At 64.8% G+C, this 16,838-nt stretch carries 12 protein-coding genes; all 12 read right to left on the bottom strand.

Annotated features, from left to right (window positions below; all coding sequences use genetic code 11):
• Positions 1–100: 100 nt before the first annotated feature.
• The 12 genes from K410_RS0113935 to K410_RS0113880 all read right to left on the bottom strand — a co-directional run bounded on the left by K410_RS0113935 (position 101) and on the right by K410_RS0113880 (position 16,766).
• A complete protein-coding gene (locus K410_RS0113935) occupies positions 101–994 on the bottom strand; it encodes a LysR family transcriptional regulator (RefSeq protein WP_028135446.1) in 894 nt (297 codons plus the stop codon).
• Positions 995–1,143: 149 nt separating this feature from the next.
• A complete protein-coding gene (locus tag K410_RS0113930; protein ID WP_028135445.1) occupies positions 1,144–4,113 on the bottom strand; it encodes a bifunctional [glutamine synthetase] adenylyltransferase/[glutamine synthetase]-adenylyl-L-tyrosine phosphorylase in 2,970 nt (989 codons plus the stop codon).
• Positions 4,110–5,570 carry a sensor histidine kinase gene (locus K410_RS0113925; protein WP_028135444.1) on the bottom strand — a complete coding sequence of 487 codons (1,461 nt, stop codon included), beginning with the start codon at positions 5,568–5,570 and terminating at the stop codon, positions 4,110–4,112. The genes K410_RS0113930 and K410_RS0113925 overlap by 4 nt, the downstream gene beginning before the upstream one ends.
• 407 nt (positions 5,571–5,977) lie before the next feature.
• Positions 5,978–6,673, bottom strand: a complete 696-nt coding sequence (locus K410_RS0113920) for an ABC transporter ATP-binding protein (protein ID WP_028135443.1) — start codon at positions 6,671–6,673, stop codon at positions 5,978–5,980.
• Complete coding sequence (locus tag K410_RS0113915; RefSeq protein WP_028135442.1) at positions 6,673–7,422, bottom strand: ABC transporter ATP-binding protein; 750 nt, start codon at positions 7,420–7,422, stop codon at positions 6,673–6,675. Before K410_RS0113915 ends, K410_RS0113920 begins: the two co-directional genes overlap by 1 nt.
• Positions 7,419–8,717, bottom strand: coding sequence for a branched-chain amino acid ABC transporter permease (locus tag K410_RS0113910; RefSeq protein WP_028135441.1), 1,299 nt, complete (start codon positions 8,715–8,717; stop codon positions 7,419–7,421). The genes K410_RS0113915 and K410_RS0113910 overlap by 4 nt, the downstream gene beginning before the upstream one ends.
• Positions 8,714–9,661 (bottom strand): branched-chain amino acid ABC transporter permease, encoded by a 948-nt coding sequence (locus K410_RS0113905; protein ID WP_028135440.1) that lies wholly within the window; start codon positions 9,659–9,661, stop codon positions 8,714–8,716. Before K410_RS0113905 ends, K410_RS0113910 begins: the two co-directional genes overlap by 4 nt.
• A 114-nt stretch (positions 9,662–9,775) precedes the next feature.
• Positions 9,776–11,008 (bottom strand): branched-chain amino acid ABC transporter substrate-binding protein, encoded by a 1,233-nt coding sequence (locus K410_RS0113900; RefSeq protein WP_028135439.1) that lies wholly within the window; start codon positions 11,006–11,008, stop codon positions 9,776–9,778.
• Between the two features lie 228 nt (positions 11,009–11,236).
• Positions 11,237–12,463: a TetR/AcrR family transcriptional regulator gene (locus K410_RS0113895; RefSeq protein ID WP_155253387.1), complete on the bottom strand. Its 1,227-nt coding sequence runs from the start codon at positions 12,461–12,463 to the stop codon at positions 11,237–11,239.
• Positions 12,464–12,664: 201 nt separating this feature from the next.
• On the bottom strand, positions 12,665–13,345 hold the full coding sequence (locus tag K410_RS0113890) for a response regulator transcription factor (RefSeq protein WP_049820256.1): 681 nt from the start codon (positions 13,343–13,345) through the stop codon (positions 12,665–12,667).
• Positions 13,346–13,619: 274 nt separating this feature from the next.
• Positions 13,620–15,200, bottom strand: coding sequence for a Do family serine endopeptidase (locus tag K410_RS0113885; protein WP_028135436.1), 1,581 nt, complete (start codon positions 15,198–15,200; stop codon positions 13,620–13,622).
• 222 nt (positions 15,201–15,422) lie between these two features.
• Complete coding sequence (locus tag K410_RS0113880) at positions 15,423–16,766, bottom strand: methyl-accepting chemotaxis protein (RefSeq protein WP_028135435.1); 1,344 nt, start codon at positions 16,764–16,766, stop codon at positions 15,423–15,425.
• Between the last annotated feature and the right edge of the window lie 72 nt (positions 16,767–16,838).

Genomic DNA, 16,838 nt, shown 5'->3' with positions numbered 1-16,838 from the left:
GCGTACGCGGCAGCAGCTTCAGCGAACACCGATGCAAGGGAGCCTCATCCTGAGGAGCCCGCGAAGCGGGCGTCTCGAAGGACGAGGCGCTTGCTCGAATCTACAATTGCAGCGTCGGCGCGACTTCACGCGCGACGTTGACCAGCGCCGCGATCAGCGGCGTCATCGGGTCGCGCTGCGGGATCACCATGCCGATGCTGTAATTGACGTCGGGCTCGACGATCGGGATCGAGCGCACGGTGTCGGAAAGACCGAGCGTCTCGGCAAGCTTGGCCGGCATCACGCTCGCCCATCGTCCCGTCTTGACATGCGTGAACAGCACCAGCAGCGAGTTCGAGGTCAGTGTCGGCGTCGCCTCCGCGCCGACCGAGCGCAGCGCGCGATCGATGATGCGGCGGTTCTGCATGTCGGGCGTCAGCAGGCAGAGCGGCACCTGCCCGACCTCGGTCCAGGTCACCGTCTCGCGGTCACCGAACATCGCATCCGGCGCGGTCAGGAGACGATAGCTCTCGTTGTAGAGCGGAATGGTCCGCACCTTGCCGATCGGCTCGTTCTCGATATAGGTCAGCCCCGCATCGACCTCGAGATTTTCGAGCAGCCCCAGCACCTCCGACGAGGTCGTCGAGCGGATGCTGAAGCGCACCTCGGGATGCCGGGCGCGGAACGGCGTCGTCAGCGACGCCACCATGCCGAGCACGGTCGGGATCGCCGCGATGCGGATCTCGCCGGAGAGCTGGTGCTTCAGCCCGTTGATCTCGTCGCGCATCGCGCGGGCATCGCCCACGATCCGCCGCGCCCAGTCGAGTGCGCGCTCACCTTCGGGCGTAAAACCCTGGAAGCGCGATCCGCGCTGCACCAGCATCACGCCGAGGATTTCCTCGAGCTGCTTGAGCCCGGTCGACATCGTCGGTTGCGTGACGCCGCAGACCTCCGCCGCGCGTCCGAAATGCCGCTCCTTCGCCAGCGCCAGCAACAGTTCAAGCTTGTCGATCAAACGGTCATCCCCTGGAATTCAGTCGTGGCATGCAAGCTAGCACGCCTGCTCTGGCCTCACACGGGAAAAACCGGCCGACGGAGCGTTCGATGCGCGCTACGCGGGGCTCGCGCCCGACGTCCGCGAGGCTCGCTCCCTGCTGAAGCCGGCTAAGACGCTTCCAGCAGCGCCCTGAACACGCGCCGCACCTCGCCCTGAGTTTCCTTCACGCGCGCCTCCAGCGACGAGAAATCCGGCGCATCGCCGGCGCGCGCCATCACGCGCTGCAGATCGTTGCCGGCGGTTTCGGGCTTGAAGCGGTCGCTGACGCACAGCCGCAGGATCTGAGTCAGATCGTGGTAGAGCCGCGCGGCTGCACGCAAGATCTCGGTCTCCGATTGCGGGAAGATGCCGAGCCTGCATGCGTTCTCCAGCACCTGCAGGGTGCTGACGTCCAGGATTTCCGGCTTGTCGTGCGCATGCACGAGCTGGAGATATTGCGCGATGAAGTCGATGTCGACCATGCCGCCGGCGGCATGCTTGAGATCCCAGCAATCGGCCTCGCCCTTCTCCTGGGCGATGGCGCGCCGCATGTCGGCGACGTCGTTGGCGGTGATGGCGGGATCGCGATGGCGGGTCAGGACGTCGCGGATGACGCGCTCGATCCGCTGGCGGAATTCGGGCGACGCCGACACGACGCGGGCGCGCGTCAGGGCCATGTGCTCCCAGGTCCAGGCCTCGTTGGCCTGGTAATCCGCGAACGAGACCAGGCTCGAGGCCACAGGGCCGGCGCGCCCCGATGGACGCAGTCGCATATCGATCTCGTACAGCACGCCGTAATTGGTGCGCGTCGTGAACGCGCTGATCAGGCGCTGGGTCAGCCGCGCAAAATAATGCGCACCCTGAAGCGATTTCGGCCCATCGGAGTCGGGATGCTCGCTGTCGAAATCGTAGAGCAGGATCAGGTCGAGATCGGACGCGGCCGTCATCTCGCGGCTGCCGAGCCGTCCCATCGCGATGATCGCGGTCTCCTGCCCCTTGATCCGGCCGTGCTGGGCGGCGAAGCGGTCGGCGACGAGGCCATGCACGGTGTGGACGATGCCTTCGGCGACGTCGGCAAAGGCGGTGCTGGCCTGCTGCGCCGAGACCGTGCCGGAGAGAATTCGCGTGCCGATCAGGAACAGGCTCTCCTGCCCGAACAGGCGCAGGCGATCGAGAAACTCCTCGTAGGAGCCGGCGTCCTGCACGGTCGCGGCCAACCGTCCCGACAATTCCTGCCGGTCCGGCATGGCGCCGAAAAAGCGCGGATCGATCAGGCCGTCCATCAGCTGCGGCTGCCGCGCCAGCATCTCGCCTAACCGCGGTGCCGCGCCCAGCACCAGCGCCACCAGCGCGACGAGGTCGCGGTTCTGGCCGAGCAGCGTGAACAGCCGGCCACCGCGCTGCAAGGCCCCCAGGAATTGATCGAAGGCGACGACGGCGCGGTCCGGCTCCTCGGCATGGGCAAGTCCGTCGATCAGGGCCGGCACGAATTCGACGAAGGCATTCCGCGTCGCCTCGTTGCGGAACACGCGATAGTCGCCGGTGACCCAGTCGCGCACGGTCTGCGCCAATGCGGCAGGCTTCTTGAAGCCGAGCGTCGCCAAGTGCTGGAGCAGGCGCGGATCGTCAGGACCGGCGCTGTAGTCGAGCGCCGGCAGACTGGCCGTGCCGGTCGGATCGTCGCCCTCGAACAGCTTCTCGTAGTGCCCCTGCACGATCTTGAGCTGCCGCAGCAGGTCGCCCGCAAAGGCCTCGCGATCCGGATAGCCGAAGAAGCGCGCAAAGCGTTCGACCGCTTCCTTGTCTTCGGGCAGTGCGTGGGTCTGCTCGTCGGCGATCATCTGGAGGCGATGCTCGACCCGGCGCAGGAATTCGTAGGCGATGGTCAGCTCGTCGCGCGCAGCTGGTGTGATCCAGTTGCTGGAGGCGAGAATGTCGAGCGCCCTCAGCGTCGGCCGCACCCGCAATTCCGGATGGCGGCCGCCGGCGATCAATTGCTGGGTCTGGGCAAAAAACTCGATCTCGCGGATGCCGCCGCGGCCGACCTTGACGTTGTGCCCCTCTACCGCGACCTCGCTCTGGCCGCGATAGGTCTGCATCTGCCTCTTCATGTCGTGGACGTCGGCGAGCGCGGCGAAGTCGAGATGCTTGCGCCAGACGAACGGCGCGATCTCGGCCAGCAGCGCCTCGCCCGCCCGGGCATCGCCGGCGCAGGCGCGCGCCTTGATCATCGCGGCGCGCTCCCAGGTGCGTCCTTCGCGCTCGTAATAGTTCAGCGCGGCGTCGCGCGAGATCGCCACCTGGGTCGAGGACGGATCGGGCCGCAGGCGCAGGTCGACGCGGAAGACGTAGCCGTCATAGGTGCGCTGCTGCAGGATGCGCGCCATCCCCTGCGTGACCCGGACGAAGAACGGCTGCGGCTCGATGTCGGGCGCGATCGTGGTCGCATCGGGATCGAAGAACACGATGAGATCGATGTCGCTGGAATAGTTCAGCTCGCCCGCGCCCATCTTGCCCATGGCGAGCACGATCAGCCCGCAGCCCTCTTCGGGCGCCTCAGGATTGGACGGCGAGAGCTTGCCACGTGCGGCTTCCTGCCGCAGCAGGTATTGCAGCGCCGCCTGCACCGAGGACACCGCGACATCGGTCAGCGCCGCCGTCACCCGCATCACCGGCCAGACCCCGCCGATGTCGCACAAGGCGGTCAGCAGCGCGGTCTCCGCTTTCATGCGGCGAAGCAGCCGCATCACCTCGGCCTCGTCTGCCGCCGCGAGCACCGCAGCCCTGGCGTCCGCGATGAGTTCCGCCAGATGCGAATCCGGATCGCATTCGAGCAGCCGGATCAGGCGCACCGCGTCGGCGCGCACCAGATCGAACAGATAGGGCGAGAATTCCGCGATCCCGGCCAGGATGTCCTTCGCGAAGGGATGCGTCAGCAGCGCTTCGAGACGAGCCGATTGGGCCGGCTCGAGCTCGCCCAGCCAACTTTCAAGACGTCGTTCGTCGGTTGTGGAAGCGGCAATATGGGGAGCTTCCGCGAAGCGCGCGGCCAGCCTCTCGCCATGCTTGTCCGCGTTTCCCGGCGCGGAGTGGTTCATGCCACCTTCTGTGGCACATCCGGCATTGGCGGAGCAACCCTGTCGCCGGCATCGGCCCGCGCGGGCAGCACCAGCGTGGCGACGAGACCGGGCTGGGCGTCGCCCAGCCTCAACTCACCGCCATGCAATGTCGCCACCGCGGAAGCGAGGCTGAGGCCGAGGCCCGAGCCCGGCAGCGTGCGGCTCGCTTCCAGCCGCACGAATCGCTCGACGGCATGCTTGCGGTCGGCCTCGGGAATGCCGGGGCCGCGATCGGTGACGCTGAGCAGCACCTGGTCGCCCTCGCGCCGAGCCTCGATCAGGATCGGCCGGGCGTCCATGCTGACCACGGTACCGCCGGTCTGCGCCACCGGCTTGCCGTATTTGATCGCGTTCTCGACCAGATTGGCGAGCGCCTGGCTGACCAATTCGCGGTTGGCGTGAACAGGCGTCGGCTCGGCCTTGACCTTCAAGGTCATGCCGTCGTCCTCGGCGAGCGGCTCGTAGAGCTCGTGGATGCCATTGGCAACGTCGGCCGCGTCGAAATCATCCATGTTGCCGCGCGCCTGCCCGGACTCGGCGCGCGCGATCATCAGCAGCGCGTTGAAGGTGCGGATCAGGCCGTCGGATTCCTCGATGGTGCGCTCCAGCGCCGCCCGGTAGTCGGCCTCGCCCTCCGAACGCGCCAGCGCCTCCTCGGCGCGGTTGCGCAGGCGCGTCAGCGGCGTCTTGAGGTCATGGGCGATGTTGTCGGAGACCTCCTTCAGCCCCGCCATCAGCGCCTCGATCCGTTCCAACATCGCGTTGAGGTTCTCGGCGAGGCGATCGAGCTCGTCGCCGCTGCGCCCGACCGGCAGGCGCTCGCTGAGATCGCCGGACATGATCCGCTGCGTGGTCCCCGTCATGGCGTCGATGCGCCGGAGCACCCGGCGCGCGACGAAGACGCCGCCGCCGAGGCCAAGCACGACGACGATGAGGATCGACCATTGCGCGGCCTTGGCGACGATGCCGAACAGCCGCCGCCGCTCGGCGAGATCGCGGCCGATCAGGAGGCGAAAGCCGTTCTCGAGTTCGGTGACGCGCACCAGCGCGCGATGGTCGCGGTCGTCGGCGTCCTCGAGGCGCCGGTAGCCGGTCTCCGACCAGCCGCGGGTCGCCATCACGCCGGGCGCCAGCGAGCCGACATTGCCGGCGATCGCCTGCCCGGTCGGCGTGGTCACGAGATAGAGGTTGGCCCCCGGCCGCAGCGCCCGGTACTCGATCGCGAGCACGAGGCCGCGCAGGCCGCGGCGGCCGTAGATCTCGCTGACCTCCGAGGTCTCGGCATTGACGGTTTGCGTGATCTCCTCGGTGATCAGCCGCCGCGTATTCCAGGCGAAATAGGCCAGTAGCGAGGCCGCGAACATCGCGAACAGCAGCAGATAGACCAGCGTGAGCCGGAACGCCGTGGTGCGGACGAGTTTACCGAATGCCGTCACGGATCATGTGTCCAGTTTCAAGACCGCGCCTGCCATCACGAGCATCGTCACTTCTCGTATTTCCGCTTTGTTTGCAATAACATAGCTACATACATTGTGGTCCCTGCCCACAGGTCCCTTGGGACGACTGATGCGCAAAGCCATCCGTGACGGCAGGTGATGAGCGGACGGGCAACGTTAAAGGGGCACTCGATCGGAACCAAGTTAATTCCCGGCAAGCTCGCGTCCATGGGACACTGGGGTAAGGCCTGGCTGGCCGGACGCCGGGGCAGTGATCGGCCGTGGGCCTTCCCTCCCGACCACGCAGAGGTACATCAGTCGTTCCGGGCCAACGCCCCGGTTGGCGCCATCAGCGCACTGCCGTCAAATCCGCCAACAAAGGGACGGGCGCCACCGGGGACGCCCCCTCACACTTCCAGCCATTGCGCGCGAACGTCGCTGTTTGATCTCAGCTGCTCGGGCGTACCTTCGAAGACCACACGACCGTGCCCCATGACATAGACGCGGTTGGAGATCTTCATCGCAATCGACAGCTTTTGCTCGACGAGCAGAATCGCAACGCCGGCCTGCGCAATGCGGGCGATGAGATCGCCGACCTGCTGTACGATCAACGGGGCGAGACCTTCGGTAGGCTCGTCGATCATGATGAGATCCGGGTCGCCCATCAGGGTCCGGCAAGTCGTGAGCATCTGCTTCTCGCCGCCTGACAGCACCCCTGCAGGCGTATCCGCACGCGCGGCAAGATTCGGAAACATGTCGAGCATGTCCTGAAGCTGCCATTTGCCGGGACGTCGCGTATCCTTGATGCCGAGGAGCAGATTCTGGCGGACCGTCAGACCCGGAAAGATGTCCCGATGCTCCGGCACATAGCCGAGACCGAGGCGCGCGATCCTGTAGCTCGGCAGCCCGGCGATGTCCTTGCCTTTGAAGCGGATCGTGCCTTGCGGAGCAACCTCGCCCATGATCGCCTTGACCGTGGTCGAACGTCCAACGCCGTTGCGGCCGAGCAGGCTAACGACCTCGCCCGCGGCAACGTCGAGATCGACGCCCTGGAGAATGTGGCTCTTGCCGTAATAGGCGTGCAGGTCCCTGACTTCGAGCATCAGTGCGCCTCCTCGCCGAGATAGGCTTCCTTGACTTTCGGGTCGCGCCGGATCTCCTCCGGCGTGCCGGAAGCGATGATGTGGCCGTAGACCAGCACGGAAATGCGGTCGGCCAGGCCGAACACGACGCTCATGTCGTGCTCGACGATGACCAGGGTCTTGCCCTCGGTCAGGCGCCGGATCAACGCCACCGCGCGCTCGGTCTCGGCGTGGCTCATGCCCGCCGTCGGTTCGTCCAGCATCACGACCGTTGCGCCGCCGGCGATGGTGATCCCGATCTCCAGCTCGCGCTGCTCGGCGTAGGTCAACAAGCCGGCCGGAACATCCCGCCGATGCGTCAGATGGATGTCATCGAGGATCTGCGCCGTGCGCTCGCGCACCTCCGGCAGGCTGTCGACGTTCTTCCAGAAGGCGTAACGGTGCCCCGTCGCCCACAGCACGGCACAGCGGACGTTCTCCCACACCGACATGCGCGCGAATACGTTGGTGACCTGGAACGAGCGCGACAGACCGCGCCGGTTGATTTCGAACGGCCTGAGGCCGGAGATCACATCGCCGTTCAGCCTCACCTCGCCCGAGGTCGGCTTGATATGGCCGCTGATGAGATTGAACGTCGTCGACTTGCCGGCACCGTTCGGACCGATGATGGCGTGACGCTCACCTTGCGCGATGCTGAGATTGAGATCGCGGATGATGCCGACATTGCCAAAGCGCTTTTCGACAGCGCGGACTTCGATCGCTGCCGTCATGCCAGATACCCCCGGTCGCGCGCGACCGTCGCCGCGCGGTCCCATGCCTCGCCGACCCGCCGCCAGCTCAGGCGCGCGACGAAGAAGCCGCCGGCGACGAGGACCGCCGCACTCGCCCACGTCACCGGCGACGCCGGGCTGAAGGCCACGCCGAACAAGTTGATCGGATTGCCCTGACCGCTATGCGTGCGCGCGATCGATTCGATCGTCAGGATCACGCCGCACGCCAGTGCCAGGGTCGGCACCGCCGCGAGCAGATAGGAAGGAATCACCGTCGGCAGAGTTCCGGCGCGAACCAGCGGCCGGTGCATCATGATGAGCCCGGCGATGCCGCCGGGGGACAGCATCACGATGCCGATGAAGATGATGCCGAAATAGAGCTGCCAGACGCCAGTGACGCTGGTCAGCCCAAGCTGAAGATAAGTCACGAGGATTGCACCCAGGATGGGCCCGAAGAAGAAAGCGACGCCGCCAATGAAGGTCGAGAACAACACGAGGCCGGATTGGATCGCGCCGAGATAGGCGGCGTTGGCGATCTCGAAGTTGATCGCAGCCAGTCCCCCCGCCACGCCGGCGAAGAATCCGGCAAAACAGAAGGCGATGTAGCGGACCACGTGCGGGTCATAGCCGATGAACTGGACGCGCTCGGGGTTGTCCCGCACCGCATTGCTGATCCGCCCCAGCGGGGTCCGCGTCAGCGCATACATCGCGATGGCCGAGATGACCAGCCAGAACGCGATCAGATAATAGACCTGAAGCTGCGGGCCGAAACTCAAGCCGAGGATCTTCGGCAAAGCGGTGCGGTCGGTCGATATCCCGGACTCGCCGCCGAATACCGAACGCAGGATCAACGAGGACGACGCCACCAGTTCGGCAATGCCGAGCGAGATCATCGAGAACACGGTGCCGGCCCGCTTGGTCATCAGCCAGCCGATGACGATCGCGAAAGCGAGGCCGCCGAGCCCACCGAACAGCGGAATGAACGGCAGCGGGATGGGCCAGCCGTGCGAGACCACCGCATTCATCATATGGCACGCAGCGAAGCCGCCGAGGCCATAATGCACCGCATGGCCGAACGACAAGAGGCCGGTCTGGCCGAGCAGGATGTTGTAGGACAGCGCGAACACGATCGCGATGCCGATCAGGCTGAAGGACGTCAGCGAGCCGCCGGAGGAGAAGATCAGCGGCAGCACGATCAGCGCGGCGATGCCGGCCAGCCATATGCCGTAGAAGCGCAGGCCGTCGCCGGCTGTCTTGTCTGCGATCTTCGATGTCGATGTCATATTGGCGTTCATGTCTCGCGCGTCCCCATCAGGCCCATGGGGCGTACGATCAGAATGATCACCAGCAGCAAATAGGGCACGATCGGCGCCACCTGGGCGATGGTGACGTTCCAGATGTCGGTGAGCACGGACGGCCCCGCCGACGGATCGAGCGGACCGAACGCGCTCGCCAGCGAACCGTTCAGCGCCACCGCAAAGGTCTGGATCAGGCCGATCACGAGCGAGGCGATGAAGGCGCCCGGCAAGGAGCCGAGGCCGCCGAACACGATGACCACGAACAGGATCGGTCCCAGAGCCGCGGCCATGTCGGACTGCGTCACCAGCGCGGGACCTGCGATCACGCCGGCAATTCCCGCCAGCGCGCTGCCGACGCCGAACACCAGCATGAAGATGCGTCCGACATTGTGACCGAGATGCCCCACCATGTGGGGATGCGTCAGCGCGGCCTGAACGATCAGGCCGACCCGCGTGCGCTTGAGCACCGTCAGCAGCACGATGAAGATCAGGATCGACACCGCCAGCATGAAGATCTTGTAGGCGGGATAGTTGGTCGAGAAGATGGTGAAGGCCGGAAAGTCGAGCAGCGCCGGCACGCGGTAGTCGACGGGGCTTCTGCCCCACATCATCGCCACGATTTCTTCGATCGCGAACGCAAGACCGAAGGTCAGGAGCAACTCCGCCACATGGCCGTGCTTGTGCGTATTGCGCAGGCCGTAGCGCTCGACCGCCATGCCGATCGCGCCGACCAGCAGCGGTGCCAGCAACAGCGCCGGCCAGAAGCCGATCCATTTGGTGAGCTGGAAGCCGAAGAAGGCGCCGAGCATGTAGAAGCTGGCATGGGCGAAGTTGAGCACCCCCATCATGCTGAAGATGACGGTCAAGCCGCTCGACAGCAGGAACAGCAGCATGCCGAACAGCAGGCCGTTCAGCGTCGATATAACGATCAGTTCAAGCACAGTATTCGTACCTCTGGCCGGGCGGAAAAGCCTCGGCAAACTCGTCGGTCGCACCCAAACAGCGGCCTTCCCGCAAGCCGCTGCCGGCTGGCGGGAAGGCGAAGCTGGTTCGGCTTACGGCCGGGTCATCTTGCAGGTCGTGGGAACCATCGTCTTGGAGGTGTCGATCTTGGAGACCAGGTGCCATCCCCAGCCGGTGCCTTCCTCGTCGAACGGCTCGTTTGCAGCGAGCTTGCCGAAGGAGGAGATGTAGATCGGCTGGAAGAACTGGTGATCGTCCTTGCGCATGACACCCTCTCCACCATCCAGCACCTCAAACTTGAGGTCCTCGAGGGCTGCTGCGACCTTCACGGGATCGAGCGAGTTGGCCTTCTCGGCCGCGGCCTTGAACATGCGCATCTCGTTGACCGCACGCGGATACCACAGCGACATATTGACCTTGGCGCGGAAAGCCTTTTCGAAATCCATCGCCGGCTGATGGCCGGAATTGGCAAAGCCCTCGGTGATCTGGAACACCTGATGGTCGAGACCGGTCTGCTTGATCGCGGTCGGACCGCCAGCGCCGCCGGCATAGTAGGTGTACCAATTGACCTTCAGGCCGGCGTCGGCAGCGGCTTTGAGCAGCAGAGCGATGTCTTGGCCCCAATTGCCGGTCACGACGCTATCGGCGCCCGAAGCCTTGATCTTGGCGATATAGGGCGAGAAGTCGGTGATCTTCAGCAGCGGATGCAATTCGTCACCGACGATTTGGATATCGGGCCGCTTGGCGCCCAACATCTTGCGCGCGTCAGCGCGCACCGACTGGCCGAAGGAGTAGTCCTGGTTGATCAGGTACACCTTCTTGATCGCGGGGACATCCTTCATATAGCTGGTGAGCGCTTCCATCTTGATGTCGGAGCTGGCATCCCAACGAAAATGCCAGTAGCTGCATTTTTCGTTGGTCAGGCTCGGATCGACGGCGGCATAGTTGAAGTAGAGCACTTCCTTGCCGGGATTGCGCGTGTTGTTCTTGGTGACGAAGTCGGACAGCGCTGCGGCAACCGACGAGCCATTGCCTTGCGTGATGAAGCGGGCGCCGGCGTCGATGGCCTTCTGCGCCTGCACCAGGCTTTCCTGCGGGTTGGTCTTGTTGTCGAGGGGCAGAATCTCGATCTTGCGGCCCAATATGCCGCCCTTCGCGTTGATCTCATCGGCCAGATACTGGAACGTCTTCAAGCCGCCTTCACCGATGCTGGCGCCGCCGCCGGACAGCGGATCGATGTAGCCGAGCTTGATGGTTTCCTGCGCGTATGCTGATCCTCCCAGCATCGTCAGCGCTGCCGCCGCAGCAATTACGAGCTTGTGCATCCTGGCCTTCTCCCTTTTGCGTGTTCTTGTTCCTTGGCGATCGAAGCTGATTCACAACGTCCGTCGCGCCGGCTTTCGCTACCCCAACATTGAATACTGTGTAAAGTTTTGGTGCAAGAAATAATTGTGGCTTAAACATGAAGGGACACCGCACGCTTCCGGAACATTGAATTCACAGGCAAGTTTTTGACCTCAATCCTGCGCTCAATCTGCGGCTGATTGGTTGCTTTATACCACCCCGCGACGCGGCTTGAGTCCCGCGAGAAACAGCCGCGAAAAATGATCGGCAATCTGCATCGGAGACCAGCTCCGCTCGCCCCTGAACCAGATCGGGTACCAGTGGCCCATTCCAGTCAGAACGCGTTCGGCGAAGTGGGTGTCGACGCTGCGGAAATATCCTTCATCGATCCAGCGCTGATGATTTCTCTGGTCTTGCCCGATCGTCGCGAGCACCTGCCCGACATAGTGCTTCCGGTCAACGTCGTTGAGATAGTTGATGTTGTGGTAGGTCGCCTTGGGCCCGCAAGGCGTGTCGTGCAGCATCAACAACAGACGCACTCTCTGAACGACATAATCGAACGGCCCGAGCCCGAGGTCCTGCAAATGCTCTCGAATGCCGATCTCGCCGGCTAGGCCTCTTCGCAAGCAAGCCAGCAAGAGGCGCTCTTTTTCGCTGAAATGATAGTAGATGCCGGCACGGGTCATGCCGGCGTCCGCCGCGATGCTCTCGAGTGATGTGCCGGACGCTCCCCTTCGGTTGAAACTGTCAGAGGCAATCGAGAGCATCCTGTCCAGCTTCGCGGCGCGCTTGTTCAATTTGGAACGGGACTGAAGAAACGGTGCCAGGCTCGGCGCTTCAGGCATGTCCGGCAAGGCAATCTCGCGCCGATAGACTCCATGCGTGATGATGTCATCAATCGCATCAATCGCCTGCTGGCGCGAATAATAGTCGCGCTCGGAGAACCAGAACGGAACCCAATCCAGGATGGAGATGAGGGCGACGGCCGTCAGGAGCGGCTCCTCGCAGGCTATCGAGCCGTCGGCAACGCCACGCTTCAGAATGCCGGCCAGCAGCGCGGCATTCTGCCAACGCCTGGCATGCACATCGTTGCTGTAGGACGCGGCCAGTGCATCGATGTCGGTGAACAGGATCATGCGCTGGCCTTCAGGCCGCAGCCGGGCACGTATGAATCGCCTGACGACCTCGAGCCCGTCGATCCCGGGTTCGGCCGCGGTCTCGATTTCGTGCCTGTAGAGCGCAAGGCCGCGCAGGTAGCAGTGAAAGATCAGGTCTTCCTTGTCGCGGAAATAGTGGTACAGCGCCCCCGGCACCGATCGCACCGAGGCTGCGACCTGCTCCATCGTCACGTTCGCATAGCTATGGCGGGCAAAGAGCCTGGAAGCCGACACGAGGATCTCTTCAGCTCGGTCGGACGGGAAGGCGGCGACTTGCAAGCTTGAATATCCTTCCTGATCGGGGACGGATTCATCCAGGTGGATGTCCCCTACCACACGTCGGGTATTCTTGCCATCCGATGAGGAGGTCGGCCAATGTCGTCCGACAACGTCCGGGCAGGAGCAGCAGGCCGGTGACGCAGCCGACGATTGCAGGCGCTAGCTCGCCGCAAGTCGATCGGCGCAACGGGCGAGCTCGCCTTATCGCATCCCGTCGCGGATCATGTATCCGGCGCCGCGGATCGTGTGCAGCAGCGGCCGCTCGAAACCCTTGTCGATCTTGGAGCGCAGCCGCGAGATGTGCACGTCGATCACGTTGGTCTGCGGATCGAAATGATAGTCCCAGACGTTCTCCAGGAGCATGGTGCGCGTCACCACCTGGCCGGCATGCTTCATGAGATATTCGAGCAGACGGAATTCGCGCGGCTGCAGCGTCAGCTCGTCCTTGCCGCGGGCGACGCGGTGCGAGAGCCGGTCGAGCTCGAGATCGCCGACGCGGTAGAGCGTGTCCTCGGCGGGCCCGCCGCGGCGGCGCGACAGCACCTCGACCCGGGCCAGCAGCTCGGCGAAGGAATAGGGCTTCGGCAGATAGTCGTCGCCGCCGGCGCGCAGGCCCTTGATGCGGTCGTCGACCTGTCCGAGCGCGGAGAGAATCAGCACCGGCGTGGTGTTGCCCTTGTCGCGCAGCGCGCCGATCAGTGACAGGCCGTCGCGCTTGGGCAGCATGCGATCGACCACCAGCACGTCGTAATCGCCGCTCTCGGCCATGGCGAGGCCCTCCTCGCCGTCAGCGGCGTGGTCGGCAATGTGTCCGACCTCGCGAAACGCCTTCACGAGGTAGTCGGCGGATTCGCGGTCGTCTTCGATGATGAGGAGGCGCATCGTGCGTTCGGCGGCGGTCAAGGAGGTCAACCTTCTCTAAACATGGCGCGAGCGGCGATCCCATGCAAGCCGAGGGGGAGACGCTGGCATGGAGAAAAAGGCGGGCGGTGAAGCTGGGGGGACTTCACCGCCCTAGGCCTTCCGACGGAGGGGGGCGTTTTTCCACCGGAAGGTAGCAGGGGGAAGCTGACGTTACGCTGCTTCCCCGAAGGGCGCCGGCGGCGGGGGCGACTGATGCCGGCGACGCCCTTCATCTCGAGAGCCTCCTGACGGCTTACCCCTTGGCGAGAGGCACCGCGACGAAGCGCGACTGGCCGCCGCTCTTCACGCGCATCAGGACGCTGTTCTTGTTGTCGGTCCGCGCCGTGTTGATGGCATCGCGGACTTCGCCGGCGGTGGCGACACTCTTGCCGCCGACTTCCAGAATCACGTCGCCTTCCTTGAAGCCGCGTTCGGCCGCGGCGCTCTTCGGATCGACCTGGGTGACGACGACGCCTTCCTTGCCGGCGCCGGCCACCGAATTGGCGGGGGCAACGGTCATGCCGAGCTTGGGGACATCGGTGCCCTTGCTCGCACCCTTGCCGCTGTCATTGTCGTTGTCGGCCTTGGCCTCGACCGTGTTCGGCAGCTGGCCGAGGGTGAGGTTGACGACCTTGTCCTGGCCCTTGTGCAGCACGTTGAGCTTCACGGTCGCGCCGGGCGCCATGCCGCCGATGGTGCGGGCCAGCTCGCGCGCGTCCTTGACGGATTCGCCGTTGACCGCGGTGATCACGTCGCCGGATTCGATGCCGGCCTTCGCGGCCGGACCGTTAGCCTGCGGCTCCGCCACCAGCGCGCCTTCGGCCTTCTTCATGCCGAGGCTGTCGGCAATGTCGGAGGTCACAGGCTGAATCTGCACGCCGATCCAGCCGCGGCTGACCGAGCCCTTGTCCTTGAGCTGGGCGACCACGCTCTTCACCGTGCTCGCCGGGATCGAGAACGCAATGCCGACGCTGCCGCCGGAGGGCGAGTAGATCGCGGTGTTGACGCCCATCACCTCGCCGTTGGTGTCGAAGGCCGGACCGCCGGAATTGCCCTTGTTCACGGGCGCGTCGATCTGGATGAAATCGTCATAGGGACCGTTGCCGATGTCGCGGCCGCTCGCCGAAACGATGCCCGCGGTCACGGTGCCGCCGAGACCGAAGGGATTGCCGACGGCGAGCACCCAGTCGCCGATGCGTGGCTTGCTGTCGGCAAGCTTGGCGAACGGGAAGCTCGAGCTGCCCTCGACCTTGATCAAGGCGAGGTCGGTGCGCTGGTCGGTGCCGATCACCTTGGCGGTGTAGGTCTTGCCCTCGTCGGTGGTGACCTCGACCTTGTCGGCGCCGTCGACCACGTGATTGTTGGTCACGGCAAAGCCGTCAGCCGAGATGAAGAAGCCGGAACCCTGGCCCTGCACGACGCGGCCGCGGCCGCCCTTCATGCCCGGGGGAAAGCCCTCCGGACCACCGAAACGGCGGAAGAAGCGCTCCATCGGCGAGCCCGGCTGGAACGGCGAAGAGGAATCGTCGCCGTCATCGTTGCTCGCAGTCTTTTCCTTCATGTTGACCTTCACCGAGATCACCGACGGCTTCACGCGCTCGACAACGTCGGCGAAGCCGATGGGACGCTCGACCTTGCGGACCTCGTTGTTGACCTGCGCGTGCGCCGGGCTCGAGAACAGGTCGGCCGGCGAGGTCGACGTGCCAACACCATAGACGGCGGCGCCAAGGCCGGCGACGACCGTGGCCATCAGCGCGAGCCTGCGCGCGGAGAACACCGACCGGCGCGGCTGCCGGTAGGACGGAAGGTTCGAGAGGTCGATACGGTCGGACATGCAGAGATCTCCAGGGCCTTGAAATCCATGTGATGCCTGAGGACGGCACCTTGCGGACCTGAAGATGGGGGCTCCCGCCTTACCGTGCGCTGGCGGCGGGGTTAAACTTTCGTAATGAAGCCGCACCGCGGATGCGGCAGTTCAGCGCAGCCCGAAAATTGTGATTCCACAGGAACTTAACGCGAGTTCCCGAGACCGTGCGGGACGGGCTTTTTGCGCACTTCAGCTCGCTCTGACGCTGACGATGAACTCGTCGACTTCGCGCTTCAGGGTTTCGGCCTGCTGCGACAGATCGACCGCAGAATCCCGCGCCTCGGCGGCCATGCGGCCGGTCTCGGCGGAGGTCGAGGTGATCTGCACGATATGGTTGGAAACGTCGAGGGTGCCGCGCGCGGCATCCTGGGCGCTGCGCGTGATCTCCTGCGTCGCGTTGCGCTGCTGGGAGGTGTCGACCTCGATGCCGGACATGATGGACGAGATCTCCGACAGCGTCTTGGAGATGCCGTCGATCGCATCGCGCGTCTGTGCGGTGATGCCCTGAATGCTGGCGACGTGGGAAGTGATCTCCTCCGTCGCCTTGCTGGTCTGATGCGCCAGATTCTTCACCTCGGAGGCGACCACCGCAAACCCCTTGCCGGCCTCCCCTGCCCGTGCCGCCTCGATGGTGGCGTTCAGCGCCAAGAGGTTGGTTTGCGATGCGATCGCCTGCACCAGCTGGACGACCTCGCCGATCTTGTCGGCAGCATCCGACAGCGTGTGGATGGTGTCGCGGCTCCTCTCCGCCTCGGACGCCGCGCCTTCGGCGCGCTGAGTCGCGTCCGTGACGCGGCGGCTGATCGTGCCGATCGAATTCGTCATCTCGCCGGCAGAACCTGCCACCGTCTGCACGCTGGCGCTGGCGAGGCTCGCCGCGCTCGCCACCGCATTGGCCTTGTTGCTGGTATCGTTGGCCGTCCGCGACAGCGTCTCGGCGTTGCTCTTCAGGTGCACCGCCGATGACGCCACGCTGTCGACGACGCTGGCGACGAGATCATTGAAGCGCTTGATCCGGTCGTCCAGGAATTTCGATCGCTCGGCCTGGTGCTGCGCTTCGTGCAGCTGCCGTTCGGTGAGGTGGCGCCGCTCGATGCCGTTGGTCTTGAACACCTCCAGCGCACCGGCGAGCAGGCCGATCTCGTTGGTGCGACCGAGCCCCGGAACCGGCGTCCCGAACTTCTGGTCGGCGACCTCGCGCATCGCATGGACGATCGCGGCCAGCGGATTGAGAATGCCGTTGCGGACGGCAAACCAGGTCGTGAGGCAGATCGCGAAGGCGACGACGGCGATCACGCCGCAGGCGACCAGAAAGTAGGAGAACGCGGCCTGCGCCTGCTGATAGATCTGCATGGCCTGGTCGCGCGCGGGGCCGCTCAGCGCGGCGAAATTCGAGGACAGGCTGGTGATCTCGTTGTTGAGATAGAGCACCGCAACGAAGCCGGTGCCGCCGCCGATGCCCAGCAAGAACAAGAGTGCAGCGACGACGGCGCCGACCAGGAAGCGGATCGTCAGATTGCTGTTCGCGAACATCGGGGACTCAGGGTCTGGAATAGAAGCTCGCGACAAGCTTCCAGACAAAGGTCAAAATACCATGAACCGCGC

The organism is Bradyrhizobium sp. 22 (genome assembly GCF_000482425.1).
Taxonomy (GTDB): Bacteria; Pseudomonadota; Alphaproteobacteria; order Rhizobiales; family Xanthobacteraceae; genus Bradyrhizobium; species Bradyrhizobium japonicum_B.
Note: the sequence above shows the minus strand (reverse complement) of the source record. Positions and strands in the feature narration are given on the sequence as shown.

Bases quoted from the DNA above. Each gene is read 5' to 3' on its own strand.
- K410_RS0113930 (WP_028135445.1), bottom strand. From the start codon at position 4,113: ATGAACCACTCCGCGCCGGGAAACGCGGACAAGCATGGCGAGAGGCTG.
- K410_RS0113920 (WP_028135443.1), bottom strand. From the start codon at position 6,673: ATGCTCGAAGTCAGGGACCTGCACGCCTATTACGGCAAGAGCCACATT.
- K410_RS0113915 (WP_028135442.1), bottom strand. From the start codon at position 7,422: ATGACGGCAGCGATCGAAGTCCGCGCTGTCGAAAAGCGCTTTGGCAAT.
- K410_RS0113910 (WP_028135441.1), bottom strand. From the start codon at position 8,717: ATGAACGCCAATATGACATCGACATCGAAGATCGCAGACAAGACAGCC.
- K410_RS0113900 (WP_028135439.1), bottom strand. From the start codon at position 11,008: ATGCACAAGCTCGTAATTGCTGCGGCGGCAGCGCTGACGATGCTGGGA.
- K410_RS0113890 (WP_049820256.1), bottom strand. From the start codon at position 13,345: ATGCGCCTCCTCATCATCGAAGACGACCGCGAATCCGCCGACTACCTC.
- K410_RS0113885 (WP_028135436.1), bottom strand. From the start codon at position 15,200: ATGTCCGACCGTATCGACCTCTCGAACCTTCCGTCCTACCGGCAGCCG.
- K410_RS0113880 (WP_028135435.1), bottom strand. From the start codon at position 16,766: ATGTTCGCGAACAGCAATCTGACGATCCGCTTCCTGGTCGGCGCCGTC.